Origin of the sequence: Erythrobacter sp. (assembly GCA_019739335.1) — a bacterium.
Lineage (GTDB): Bacteria > Pseudomonadota > Alphaproteobacteria > Sphingomonadales > Sphingomonadaceae > Alteraurantiacibacter.
The window spans coordinates 2,988,816-3,002,157 of the sequence record CP073261.1; the positions used below are offsets into that span (position 1 = coordinate 2,988,816).

Genomic DNA, 13,342 nt, shown 5'->3' on the forward strand with positions numbered 1-13,342 from the left:
AACCCTGCGACTAGACGTGGGGGATGGCTACCGGACTCTTTCCCGTACTGATCGCGACGCTGACGATAGGCGCATTGCTGTTCGCCACAGCCGCGCTTTGTCTGTCCTGCATGAAATTGCGGCGGCAGCTTGGCTGGAAAGCGGCAGAAATAGAGCGGTTGCTGTTTCGGCAGGCCGAATTGCAGCTGGCGCAAGCCAGGGCGGAGCGAAATGCGGAGTCGAAAACCGCTTTCCTCGCCACGATGAGCCACGAAATCCGGACGCCAATGAGCGGCGTAATCGGATTCACCGAATTGCTGCTGGAAAGCGATCTCGATCCGCGCAGGCGAGGCCAGGTGCAACTGATCGCCGATTCAGGCCGCGCGATGATGCAACTGGTAAACGACATTCTCGATCATTCCAGGATCGAGTCAGGAGAAATGCGACTACACCCCGAACCGCTCGATATTCGGGAGAAACTGGATCACTGCATAAAGCTGCTGGAGCCCACGGCACGTTCCAAGCATCTTGCCATCGGCCAATGGGTCGAGAACTCGGTTCCCGAACTGGTAGAGCTTGATCGGCTTCGCATTCAGCAGGTGCTGCTCAACCTGATCGGAAATGCCATCCGTTATACCGAGAAGGGCGGCATCGATGTCGAGGCGAGGCTGGAGAATTCGTCCGAGGGCAAGTACCTGCTGCTCTCTGTGATCGATACCGGAATCGGCATCGAGGAATCCCAGCTTGACGAGATATTCGTTCCGTATCGGCAGGAGAACAGTGCCAGCGCGATCCGTTCTGGCGGTTCCGGGTTGGGACTGGCGATCAGCAGCGAACTGGTGGCGATGATGGGCGGGCAGATCAGTGTCCATTCGCGGTGCGGCGTAGGCACGCAATTTACGGTCCGCCTGCCGCTAGTCACAGTAGAGACTGATGTTGAGGCGCCGCACGAACTGACCCCCGCTTCTCCCCCGGCTACCTTGCCCTCGCTGCGAGGTACTCATGTCCTGATCGTGGAGGATGACGCCATCAATCGTCAGCTCATCATGGCGATGGCCGAGGCGCTGCAACTCGATGCGCACACGGTCGGCAGTGGCGCCGAAGCGGTACGGGCCGTATTGGAAAGCGATCAGGCGGGTATCCCCTTTGCGGTGGTGCTTATGGATATGCAGATGCCCGGCATGGACGGGCTCGAAGCTACCAGCCACCTCCGCGCGCTCGGATTCACCGCTGAAAACTTGCCGATCATCGCGCTGACGGCCAATTGCTATCAGGACGATATCGCCGCCTGCGCCGCCGCAGGGATGCAGTCGCATCTGGGAAAGCCAGTGACAACGGTGGCTCTCGCCCGCGAATTGGCCCGCTGGCTGGCCCCCGGCGCGCCAGTTGCGCAGACGCGCATACATCCGTCCAGCCACTCGATCGAGGCTCGCTATCAGGAGCGCAAGCGGCGTGTGATTGATGATTTGCGCCGGATAATCGAAGCGTCCCCTGGTCAGCCCGAATGGCAAGCAATCGCCCGCCAGCTACATCGGCTGGCAGGCGTGGCAGCCAATTTCGGGGAGCCCGAACTGGGCGAGGCTTCCCGTCGGCTTGAGCTGGAATTGTCCGGCAAGCAGCCGCTCGAAACCGTGCGCCGGGCGTTACGGCGCGAATGGCCCATCTTCGAAAGTTCGGTCTGAACCGTCACGTTTGCGGCATCATTTCCGTCCACAACATTTCAGCCAGCGCATCCAGTTCGGTAAAGTCGAGGCCCGCACGAAAAGGGTCTTTGCGACTCAGCGTGGCGAGGCGGCCCTCGCGTTGCAGCAATTGCCTGCGCAGACCATTTTGCAGGAGAGCAAGCCGCACCAATGCTTCGTCCCGCGCCAGTGACGGATTGCGCAGGCCACTGCGTCGCCAGCCCGCTTCTATCTGGCCTACGCGCTCGGCAACCATCTGGTTGTAGTTCCGGTGCGGCCCCCTGTGTAACGGCAGCCCCGTTTCCAGTGCCGCTTCCGCGCTGGCGGGAAGCAGCAGACCATTGGTTCGGAAGTCGTCAAATCCGATCGACTCGCATCCCAATGTGGCAAAAAGGGGGGCAAAACAGGTCGTGCCCAGCAACTGCCTGGGCAGCAAGTGATGGCGCTGCATGAAAGGGCGGTATCCGGGGGCGCCCGGACGATTGACCATGCGAAAGCCGATGTACTTCCGATGTCCGGAAGCCATTCGAGCGCCTGCCGCGGCGGCACCGATGCTTACTGCGCGACCCTCCACAGACGAACAATGCCGGAGTTACCCACAGGTTCAAGCAGCAATGTTTCTCCTCCCGGACCGGTGAAGGAAAATTGCTCCTCAACCCGCCCGTGTTCGACAAGCCAGTTGAGCACGCGCAGCGCGATCTTGGCGGCCTGCGCCTGATCGTGGCACATCTCCGCCGGAAGCAGCAGTTCCTGTCCGGTGAATGTCGCCAGGCCTTCGCTTTGCAGGCTGCCGTCTGACATGCTGACCAAAGCAGCCAGGCCGAGGCCGGGAAACGCGCCTCCACCGATCCAGCCTAGCACCCCGCGCCGGAACAGATCCGCCGCGCTGCACGCGCGCGCAGGATGCCAGGCAACTGCTTCAATTCGGGCCAGTGCCGCCAGTTCTGCCGCCAGCAAGGCCATGCAGCGGACCACGGGATACATGGTGCTGCCCGCTGCAAGGTGCGGACCGGGTTGCAGCGTGATCGCTTCAAGTGGCCGATTGCGGAAATCCGGTTGGAGGCCGAAGAGATGTTCGCATCGGGGAACCGGCCCGACCGGGGACGAGCCAAGCCCGGTCAGGTCGAAGGTCAAACCATTGGCCAGCAATTCCACCCACGCGTTTTCTGCATCACCCTCATCCGATGGATCGAAGCTGATCGAAAAGCTTGGGCAATTCTGCGCCAACTCACGGATTTCCGACACAGCAGGACGCCCGCCCGCCGGGAACAGCAGCGAGACGGCCGAAATTGGAATAATCGATTCAAGGCTCTGCGCGATCGCGATCGAACCCAACCCTTCACTTGCCCTGCAATGCTGATGGCCCGAAACACGGATTGCGTCGAGTCTTAGCACCGTCAATTGCCACCATTTCGGTTACAAAGCCGTTAACCATCGCGGACGCGCGGCCCCTGTCGAAATTCTGCAAGCCATACTTCCAAGTGCTGCGGTGCGGCGGTAGGTCATCAATATGGCAACGAATATAGCAGTGCTGGGTATCGAGAATTCGCTTTCGGGCAAGGCCTGGCGCTGGCGCGGCGGCAATATGGAACTTGGCGGCGGCGCAGGCGGTATTGCCGAGCTGGAGGTGGATATTACCACCCAGTTACTGCTGGCACGAGGGGTAGACCGGAAGGACCTGGATTTGCACCGCCAGCCCAGCCTGCGCGCTTTCCTTCCCGATCCTTCCGCCTTCGCCGACATGGACCACGCCGCCGAGCGGATCGCCGAAGCGGTGATCGCCCGAGAGACGGTGACGGTTTATGGCGATTACGATGTCGATGGCGCAACCAGCTCGGCGCTATTGATCCGGCTGCTGCGGATGCTCGGCCACGATGCACGGCATTACATTCCGGACCGGCTGCTGGAAGGCTATGGCCCCAGCGGTGAGGCCTTGCTGCGGATCGGGCAGGACGGTTCCAGCCTGATCGTCACCGTCGATTGCGGGGCGATGGCGCATGAAGCGCTGGGAATGGCGCATGACGCGGGTATCGACGTTATCGTGGTCGATCACCACAAGTGCGCGCCGGACCTGCCGCGCTGTTTTGCCCTGGTAAACCCGAACCGGCTGGACGAAAGCGATCTGGCCGCCGCACACGGACACCTTGCGGCGGTGGGCGTTGCATTCCTGCTCGCAGTTGCGGTCACCCGCACCCTGCGCCAGCGGGGCTTCTTTTCGGAGAGAAACGAGCCGGACCTGCTGTCGCTGCTCGATCTGGTCGCGCTCGGCACCGTGGCCGATGTCGCATCGATTCGCGGGCTCAACCGCGCCTTCGTAGCGCAAGGGCTTAAGGTGATGGCGAAGCGCGCCAACACCGGCATGGCCGCGCTGATCGATGCCAGCCGGCTCAAGGCCGCGCCGGGTGCAAGCGATTGCGGATTTGCGCTGGGGCCGCGTATCAATGCGGGGGGGCGCGTTGGCGAAGCGACGCTGGGCGTGCGGCTGCTCACCACCGAAGACCCGGATGAAGCGCGCGCGATTGCCGAACAGCTGTCCCGCCTCAATGAGGATCGCCGGGCCATCGAGGCTGCGGTGCAAGCCGAGGCCGAGGAACAGCTCGCCGCGCAGCACAATCGTCCGGTGGTGATCTGCGCCGGGCATGGCTGGCACCCCGGCGTGATCGGAATCGTCGCGGGGCGGATCAAGGAGGCATCGGGCAGGCCGAGCATTGTCATCGCGCTGGATGGCGAAAGCGGCGAAGGCAAGGGTTCGGGCCGCTCGATAGCGGGCGTCGATCTCGGCGCGGCAATCATCGGGGCGACCGCCGCGGGCCTGCTGGTCAAGGGCGGCGGGCACGCGATGGCTGCGGGACTGACAATCCTGCCCGACAAGCTCGAGGAGTTTTCGGAATGGCTCGGCGAACGGCTGGCCGGGCCGGTAGCGCGGGCCAGCGCGGAACAGCATATGCTGCTCGATCTCGCGCTTGCACCGGGCGGGCTGACCCCCGCGCTGGTCGAAACGCTCGACGCGGCGGGGCCATACGGCGTTGGCTGGCCGGGACCGCGCGTCGCGGTGGGGCCGGTGCATCTGGTGAAGGCAGATATTGTCGGCAACGACCACCTGCGCGTAATTGCCGCTGGACAGGATGGCGCAAGCTTCAAGGCTATTGCCTTCCGTGCGGCCTCGACTTCTATGGGGCAGGCGCTTTTGCATGGCGCAAAGGGCCGCAGGCTGTGGCTGGCTGGACGTGCGAAGATCGACGACTGGGGCAGCCGACCTGCTGCGGAACTACATCTGGAGGATGCCGCCTGGGCCGATTAATTCGTGTGCCCGCAATAATCGAAAGCGACAGGCTTGACCGCCGCGCATGACACCCCTAAGTGCGCCGCTCCACAGCATGTGGCCCCTTCGTCTAGCGGTTAGGACGCGGCCCTTTCACGGCTGAAACACGGGTTCGATTCCCGTAGGGGTCACCATAGTTGGCGCGCCGCAGGCGCATTCTCCAACCGGATAGTATCTGCCTCGAAGGAGGCCCCTTCGTCTAGCGGTCAGGACGCGGCCCTCTCACGGCTGAAACACGGGTTCGATTCCCGTAGGGGTCACCATCCGTCATTTCCTGTGCGGCAAAATAATTTCCTGCACGTGCTGGAAAATGTCATACATCTGTGGCTAAGCCGCTCCCCATGCAGGGGCGCTTCATTCCGGTCGCGGGCATTGTCATCGCCGCATTCTGCGCCGGAGCCTTGCTCGCTGCAGGAGTCGACCTTTGGTTGGCACTGGCAACGCTCGGAGTGTGGGTGGCTACCTTCTGGATCGCCGCCCCTCCCCCTCCTGTTGAACCTGAAATCAGGCCCGAAGGGTTGACTATCACACAGTCGGGAATGCGTGACCTGATCGAACATTCAGGTCTTCCTGTGCTGCTGCTCGACAAGGACCGGATCATTGTCGCCAATGCCCAGGCGCGTGAGGAGATCGGCCAGCATGTCGTCGGGCAGGACGCCCGTGTCGCGCTGCGGCATCCGGCCGCCATCGAACTGCTGGCGCGCGCGCGCGGCGGCTCTGCCACGGTGCAGGGGCTGACCGGGCCGAAGAGCAACTGGCAGATGAGCTGCCAGCGAATCGATGAACGCTACAGCCTCGTCGAACTCATAAACCGCACCTCAGAAGCCGATGTCAGCCGCGCACATACCGATTTTGTGGCCAATGCCAGCCACGAGCTGCGCACTCCGTTGGCTTCGATCATCGGCTATATGGAAACATTGGAGGATGAGGGCGACAAGCTGCCACCGGAACAGACCGCCAAATTCTATGGCACGGTGCTGCGGGAGGCGCGGCGGCTGCAGTCGCTGATCGACGATTTGATGTCGCTCAGCCGGGTCGAGGCCGAGAAGCACGATCATCCACGCGAGCGGCTGGAACTGTCCCGCCTGGTGCGGCAGGCGGCGCGTGATGGCGCAGGACCGGATCGGCTGGACCGGCTCGATTTCCAGATCGCCGAGGGCGACATGCCGGTGCGCGGGGATCAAAAGCAGCTTGAGCAGCTGGTCCGGAACCTGGTCGACAACGCGATGAAATACGGCGCGGCCGGGGCCCCGGTAACGGTGGAACTGACGCACGGCGAGCGGGAGATGGCTTTGCTGCGGATCGTCGATCGGGGTGAAGGTATTGCCTCCGAACACCTCCCCCACCTCACCCGCCGTTTCTATCGCACTGATCCGGGTCGCAGTCGCGCTGCGGGGGGTACCGGGCTAGGGCTGGCGATCGTCAAGCACATCGTGGAGCGGCATCGCGGGCGGCTGGATATCGACAGCCAGCTGGGTGTGGGTACGACTGTTTCGGTTCGCTTGCCGCTGGCTCCGGTGGAATAGCCGACGACTGTTCCGGCCCGTTGCGCTAACCTTGTCCACAGGGAAATCCGCAGCTGTCACAAAACCGTAATGTCACAAATCTAGGGGCCGCGGTCACAACTCGGACACCATGTGACAATCGCGAGACATATTTTGCGCACTCTCCCCTTTCTACTGCTGGCAACCACCGCTCTCGCCGCTCCGGCGCAGGCGCAGGATAGCGAGGTCGAGGACCTGCGCGCGCAAGTCTCGCAGCTCACCGCGCAACTGCAAGTGCTGTCCGCCCGGCTGGACGAGCTGGAAAGCGACGAGGCCGAGCAAAACGAAGTTGCCGCAATCACAGCGGTTGTCCCCCCTCCCACGGTACCGGTCGGCACAGCCACCCAAATCACGATGGGCGCGGCTCCTGAAGTCGAGAGCGAGGACGGGTTCTCGTTCAAGCCCTTCGGAAGGTTGATGTTCGACGCAGGCTTGTCAGCCCTGCCCGCCTCCTCCGGCCTGGAGGACGGGTTCGGCCAGGAACTCCGCCGCGCTCGGCTGGGCGTGGAAGGCGATATTCCCGGTGGCTTCGGCTACAAGTTGGAACTGGATTTCGCAGGCAACGAAGTCGAGATCACCGATGCCATCGTGACTTACGATGCCGGAAGTGTCGATGTCACGCTCGGCCAGCACAATGGCTTCCAGTCGCTTGAGGAATTGACCAGCAGCCGCTTCTCTTCGTTCATCGAACGCGCCGCTTTTACCGACGCCTTCGGCTTCGAGCGTCGTCTGGGCATTTCGGCGCAATACGGTGCGGGTGACGTGCTGGTGCAGGGAGGCCTGTTCACTTCGAACATAGATGATCTGCCCGACGACAGCTGGAGCGTGGATGGCCGTGCAGTCTATGCGCCGAAGCTGGGCGACACCCAACTGCACTTCGGCAGCTCGCTACATTACCGCGAACTCGAATCGCCGACATCGGTGCGCTATCGCCAGCGACCGCTAGTACACTTCACCTCCACCCGCCTGATCGACACCGGCACCATCGGCGCGCAAAGCGAATTCGGTGCCGGGTTGGAATTGGCTGCCATCAGCGGGCCGTTTCATGTCGCGGCGGAAGGCTATCGGCAGCAAGTCTCCCGCAGGCACGGGCTGGACGATGTCGCTTTCAAGGGCGGCTATATCGAAGCGGGGATGTTCCTCACGCCTGGAGACAGCCGCGGTTATCGCGGCGGGCGCTTCAACCGTACACGTCCTACCAATCCGGTGGGTGAAGGTGGCATCGGCGCGGTGCAGGTCAACCTCCGCTACGATTACCTCGATCTCAACGACGGACCGATTGCGGGCGGCACCCAGAACGGACTGTTCGCATCGCTGATCTGGACAACCACCGACTTCACCCGGCTCCAGCTCAATTACGGCAGGCTTGAATATGACAATGCCGCCGTGGCCGTGGGTAACGGCCTGCGAGATTACAGCGCCGATGTGATCGGAATGCGTGCCGAACTTGATTTCTGACGCAAATGCAGGCCTGCTCCCGGCCGAAATAAGACCGCGATGTGACGCAAATCTGTCGCATGACGGTAATAGGGGGCCACTAGCTCAACACCTAGAAACAGGGCACGTTACCATGAAGAAGCTTTCCATTGCCATTCTCGCGCTTGCCGCGACCAGCCTTACTGCCTGCGGATCCGGAGACAGCGCGGGCGGCAACAGCCGTGACGCGATCCACGCGGTCGGCTCTTCCACCGTCTATCCCTTCGCCACGCGCGTCTCGGAAATCTTCAGCCGCGAGCATCCCGATTTTCCCGCCGCCAATATCGAATCGATCGGCACGGGTGGCGGCATCGCGACCTTCTGCAGCGGCGTCGGCTATGACACGCCCGACTTCGCCAATGCCTCGCGCCGGATGAAGTTGCAGGAGTTCGAGGATTGCGTCGCCAACGGCGTGACCGAAATCGTCGAAATCCAGGTCGGCATGGACGGCATCGCGCTGGCCAGTGCGCAGGGCGGGATCACCATGAACCTGACCCCGGAACTGGTCTATCGTGCCATTGCCGCCAATCCTTACGGCGAACCGCAGACTGCCGAGACCTGGAGCGATGTCGATCCTTCGCTGCCCGATCTGCCGATCCTGGTTTACGGGCCGCCCTCCACCTCCGGCACCCGCGATGCGCTGGCCGAACTGATCCTCGAAGTCGGCTGCGACGCCAATCCGGAAATGGAAGCGCTGGCAGAGAGCAACGAGGACGAGCACGACCGCATTTGCACGGAAGTGCGTTCTGACGGTCGCTATGTCGATCAGGGCGAGCAGGACAACCTGATCGTGCAGAAGATCGAGGGCAATCCCAATGCCGTTGGCATCTTCGGTTATTCCTACCTCGAAGCCAATTCGGACAAGGTGCAGGGCCTGCCCATGAACGGCGTCCTGCCGACCTACGAGAATATTTCCAACTTCTCCTATCCCGGGGCCCGACCGCTGTATCTCTACCTCAAGAAAGAACACATCGGCATCATTCCGGGACTTGAGGAATTCCTCGCCACCTGGGTTGCCAATTGGGGTGATGGTGGGCCACTGGCGGAAATCGGCCTTGTCACGAATCGTGGCGAGGTGCTCGAACGCATGACGGCGGCGACCACCGAACTGCCGGTGCTGACCGCCGAAGACCTGCAATAGGAATTTGAACCCTTCCGATGTCGCCAGCCATACCGCTTCTCCTTGCCCTCGGGCTCGGGCTCGCCGGTTGGCTGGTGGCCCGGGCGCGAGCGTGGACGTTCAAACGCACCGCACCACACGGGCGGATCGCCGCCCTGCCTAGCTATCACGCCTGGTACGCCGCGCTTTGGATCGGCGTACCGCTCTTGATTTGGTTCGTGCTGTGGGATTCTATTTCACAGCAGCTGGTGTTTTCTTATGTCCTCGCCAGCCCGGAAGCGGCCACCCTGCCCGACTTCGGCCTGCGCCGTGAAGCGATCCTGATCGAAGCCCGAACCATCGCAGAGGGCAGCGCAACTCGCGTTCTCAATGATGAGTCCTATGCGCTGGCCGAGCCGTTCCGGCAGGCGATGGCACGGTTCGACATCATCGGCATTGTAATTGGCCTGCTGATCGCTGCTGCCGGGGCCGCCTGGGCCTTCCTGCGCCTGAAGCCCGACTTCGCCGCTCGCACGAAGGTGGAACGGCTGGTGCTGGCCACTCTCCTCATCGCATCGCTTGTCGCGATCCTGACCACGCTGGGCATTTTCGTCACGCTGGTGTTCGAGACAGTGCGCTTCTTCGGCATGGTTTCGCCACTCGATTTCCTGTTCGGGACTCAGTGGAATCCCGATCCGATGAGCACGTCGCCCAATCCGGACGGGGACCGCTACGGCGCCATCCCGCTGTTCTGGGGCACGCTGTTCATCGGCGCGATTATTGCCATGATCGTCGCTATCCCGCTGGGGATGATGAGCGCGATCTATCTCACCCAGTATGCCGCGCCCAGGGTACGCGCATGGGTGAAGCCGGCGCTGGAAATTCTCGCGGGCGTGCCGACCGTGGTCTACGGCTATTTCGCCGCGCTCACCATCGCCCCGTTCATCCGCGATGTCGCCAACTCGCTCGGCTATGCCAATGCATCGAGCGAGAGCGCGCTGGCCGCCGGACTGGTAATGGGCGTCATGATCATTCCCTTCGTCTCATCAATGGCGGATGACTCCATCGCCGCTGTGCCGCAGGCCATGCGGGATGGTTCGCTGGCCATGGGGGCGACCACCAACGAAACCATCCGCCGGGTGATCGTGCCCGCTGCTCTGCCCGGCATCGTCGGCGGGGTAATGCTGGCCGTCAGCCGCGCGATCGGCGAAACCATGATCGTGGTTATGGCCGCATCTACCGCCGCCAACCTGTCGGCCAATCCGCTCGAATCGATGACCACGGTGACAGTGCAGATCGTCGCCTTGCTCACCGGCGAGGGCAGCTTCGATCACCCGGCCACGCTCGCCGCCTTCGCGCTCGGCTTCGTGCTGTTCCTCGTGACACTGGCGCTCAATTTCATCGCCTTGCGCGTCGTGAAAAGGTTCCGCGAAGCCTATGAGTGAGCGCCAAACTTCTGCCAAAGTGGCCCCCACCCGCACGCCGGCGTTCGAAGCGCGTCTGAAGAAGCGCTATGCTTCCGAGCGCCGGTTCAAGGCGCTGGGCCTTTCGGCGATCGTGTTCTCGCTAGCGGTGCTGGTGTTTCTGCTGGCGACGATGACGATCAACGGTATCGGCGGCTTCCAGCGCACCGAGATGAAAGTGCCGATCGATTTCCCCTCAATGGGTCTTTCCATGAACGCGCAGATCGCCAGCGAGCAAGAAGCGGTGCAGCGACTGAGCGGACAGGGTTTGCGCGAAGTTGTGCAGTTCAGTGCCGAGGAAGCACTGGGCGAGGAAGCCGCGCAGAACCTCAACGGCGAAGCATGGCGCCAGGTTGCGGAGGCGATCTATATTGACCCCGGAATGCTCCAGCGCGAGGAAGTGTTCTGGCTCCCCGCCAGCGAAGACCTCGCCAGCGCATATGCAGGTGACGGCCAGATCGCATTGCAACCGCTGGCGCAGGAACTGGCCGAAGCAGGCAACCTGGACAACCGCTTCGACACCGGCTTCCTTTCCCGCGCGGATGCCACCGATCCGCAACTGGTCGGCATCTGGGGCGCGCTCAAGGGTTCGATCCTGACGATGGTCGTGACCCTGTTGCTGGCTTTCCCCATCGGCGTGCTGGCAGCGCTCTATCTCGAAGAATATGCGCCGAAGAACCGCTGGACTGATCTGATCGAAGTCTCGATCAACAATCTCGCGGCCGTACCTTCAATCATTTTCGGTCTGCTCGGCATGGCGGTTTTCCTCTGGTTGTTCCCCAGCTATCGCTCCGCCCCGCTGATCGGCGGGATGACGCTGGCGCTGATGACCATGCCGGTGATTGTGATTTCCGGTCGCAACGCGATCAAGGCGGTGCCGCCTTCGATCCGCGACGGCGCACTCGCCATCGGCGCTTCCCCCGTGCAGGTAGTGTTCCACCATGTGCTGCCGCTGGCCCTACCCGGTATCCTCACCGGCACCATCATTGGGATGGCCCGCGCACTGGGTGAAACCGCGCCGCTGCTGCTGATCGGGATGCGCGCCTTTGTCGCCACCCCGCCAGACGGATTTACCGACAACGCCACCGTGCTGCCGATGCAGATTTTCCTCTGGTCCGACGAAATCAGCCGCGGCTTCGTTGAACGCACCAGCGCGGCGATTATCGTGCTATTGGCCTTCCTCCTGCTGATGAATGGCCTCGCCATCTATCTGCGCAACCGCTTCGAGAAAAAATGGTGATGCAAGACAGCTCCACCCCTGCCCCGCAGACCAATGCTGAGGCGCCCGCCGAAGGGCCGGCAGTGAAGATGCGCGCGAAGGACGTTTCGATCTATTACGGGGACAAGAAGGCGATCGACGCGGTTTCGGTCGATGTGTTCAGCGAATATGTCACCGCCTTCATCGGTCCGTCGGGCTGCGGCAAGTCCACTTTCCTGCGCGCTTTGAACCGGATGAATGACACCATTCCCTCGGCGCGGGTAGAAGGAACCATCGATCTGGACGGGGAGAACATCTACTCCAGCGGAATGGACGTGGTGCAGTTACGGGCGCGCGTCGGGATGGTGTTCCAGAAGCCCAATCCCTTTCCCAAGTCGATTTACGACAACATTGCCTATGGCCCCAAGATCCACGGCCTGGCCGAGAGCAAGGGCGAACTCGACGCGATTGTCGAGAAGAGCCTCCGGCGCGCAGGTCTTTGGGAAGAGGTGAAGGACCGGCTGGACGATTCAGGCACCGCGCTTTCAGGGGGCCAGCAGCAGCGGCTGTGTATCGCCCGCGCCATCGCCGTCGATCCTGAAGTGATCCTGATGGATGAGCCGTGTTCGGCGCTCGACCCCATCGCCACCGCAAAAATCGAAGAGCTGATTGACGAATTGCGGGGCCGATATGCCATCGTGATCGTTACCCATTCGATGCAGCAGGCGGCGCGCGTTTCCCAGCGCACGGCGTTTTTCCACCTCGGCAATATTGTGGAATATGGACACACCGAGGACATATTCACTAACCCGAAGCAGAAGCGCACGCAGGATTACATCACCGGCAGGTACGGATAGACTATGGAACATACCGTCAAGGCATTCGATGAGGACATCACCCGGCTGCGCGGCCTGATCGCGGAGATGGGCGGCCTTGCGGAACTCGCGATCAGCGATGCGCTGTCCGCGCTCGTTTCGGGCGATGAGGACAAGGCGAAGGACGTCATCAAGCGCGACAAGAAGCTGGACGAGCTGGAAGCCGAGGTCGACGCGATGGCGGTGCGCATCCTCGCCCTGCGCGCACCGATGGCGGACGACCTGCGCGAAATCGTCGCCGCGCTGAAGATCAGCGGCGTGATCGAGCGGATCGGCGACTACGCCAAGAACATCGCCAAGCGGATCGGGCGGATCGAGAACCGCGCCAAGTTCGAACCGCTCACCCTGCTCCCGGCAATGGGTGAGATTGCTGCCGAGATGGTCCACGATGTTCTCACCGCCTACGCCGCGCGCGATCCGGTGCTGGCGCGCGAGGTGATCGTCCGCGACGACAAAGTGGATGCTTTCTATGACAGTATTTTCCGCAATGTCGTCAGCCACATGGTGGAAAACCCGTCCACCATCAGTAGCGCCGCGCAATTGCTGTTCGTCGCCCGTAACATCGAGCGGATTGGCGATCACGCCACCAATGTCGCCGAAATGGTTCACTATGCGGCTACCGGCGGCTATCCCAACGATATCGAGCGCTAGGGGAATTAGTGACATCGGAGTGGCGGCTGCAACAAAACTGCCATGAAAATGTC

The 13,342-nt window shown here is 62.2% G+C and carries 11 protein-coding genes and 2 tRNA genes; 11 read left to right on the forward strand and 2 right to left on the reverse strand.

The genetic code is table 11. The annotated features are described in order from the left end of the window. The first annotated feature begins 110 nt into the window (after positions 1 to 110). Complete coding sequence (locus tag JY451_14645) at positions 111 to 1,661, forward strand: response regulator (protein QZH74867.1); 1,551 nt, start codon at positions 111 to 113, stop codon at positions 1,659 to 1,661. A gap of 4 nt (positions 1,662 to 1,665) precedes the next feature. Here the strand turns inward: JY451_14645 and JY451_14650 are convergent, their stop codons facing one another. Then, entirely contained in the window at positions 1,666 to 2,187 is a 522-nt protein-coding gene (locus JY451_14650) for an AHH domain-containing protein (GenBank protein ID QZH74868.1), read from the reverse strand. Between the two features lie 29 nt (positions 2,188 to 2,216). Beyond that, entirely contained in the window at positions 2,217 to 2,996 is a 780-nt protein-coding gene (locus JY451_14655) for a hypothetical protein (GenBank protein ID QZH74869.1), read from the reverse strand. A 175-nt stretch (positions 2,997 to 3,171) separates the two neighbouring features. On the opposite strand from JY451_14655, the gene recJ reads away from it, so the two are divergent. The 10 genes from recJ (at position 3,172) to phoU (ending at position 13,289) form a co-directional block, all read left to right on the forward strand. Then, complete coding sequence (gene recJ / locus JY451_14660) at positions 3,172 to 4,962, forward strand: single-stranded-DNA-specific exonuclease RecJ (GenBank protein QZH74870.1); 1,791 nt, start codon at positions 3,172 to 3,174, stop codon at positions 4,960 to 4,962. 80 nt (positions 4,963 to 5,042) lie between these two features. Next, positions 5,043 to 5,117 (forward strand) — tRNA-Glu (locus tag JY451_14665). Positions 5,118 to 5,171: 54 nt separating this feature from the next. Then, a tRNA-Glu gene (locus tag JY451_14670) sits at positions 5,172 to 5,246 on the forward strand. A 78-nt stretch (positions 5,247 to 5,324) separates the two neighbouring features. Then, positions 5,325 to 6,509 (forward strand): two-component sensor histidine kinase, encoded by a 1,185-nt coding sequence (locus JY451_14675; GenBank protein ID QZH74871.1) that lies wholly within the window; start codon positions 5,325 to 5,327, stop codon positions 6,507 to 6,509. 372 nt (positions 6,510 to 6,881) lie between these two features. After that, entirely contained in the window at positions 6,882 to 7,985 is a 1,104-nt protein-coding gene (locus JY451_14680; protein ID QZH76751.1) for a hypothetical protein, read from the forward strand. A 112-nt stretch (positions 7,986 to 8,097) separates the two neighbouring features. Continuing rightward, entirely contained in the window at positions 8,098 to 9,144 is a 1,047-nt protein-coding gene (locus JY451_14685) for a substrate-binding domain-containing protein (GenBank protein ID QZH74872.1), read from the forward strand. A 17-nt stretch (positions 9,145 to 9,161) separates the two neighbouring features. Beyond that, positions 9,162 to 10,547, forward strand: coding sequence for a phosphate ABC transporter permease subunit PstC (gene pstC / locus JY451_14690; protein QZH74873.1), 1,386 nt, complete (start codon positions 9,162 to 9,164; stop codon positions 10,545 to 10,547). Beyond that, positions 10,540 to 11,805, forward strand: a complete 1,266-nt coding sequence (pstA, locus tag JY451_14695) for a phosphate ABC transporter permease PstA (protein QZH74874.1) — start codon at positions 10,540 to 10,542, stop codon at positions 11,803 to 11,805. The genes pstC and pstA overlap by 8 nt, the downstream gene beginning before the upstream one ends. Then, complete coding sequence (locus JY451_14700) at positions 11,805 to 12,620, forward strand: phosphate ABC transporter ATP-binding protein (GenBank protein QZH74875.1); 816 nt, start codon at positions 11,805 to 11,807, stop codon at positions 12,618 to 12,620. The genes pstA and JY451_14700 overlap by 1 nt, the downstream gene beginning before the upstream one ends. A gap of 3 nt (positions 12,621 to 12,623) precedes the next feature. After that, entirely contained in the window at positions 12,624 to 13,289 is a 666-nt protein-coding gene (gene phoU, locus JY451_14705; protein ID QZH74876.1) for a phosphate signaling complex protein PhoU, read from the forward strand. The last annotated feature ends 53 nt before the right edge of the window (positions 13,290 to 13,342 follow it).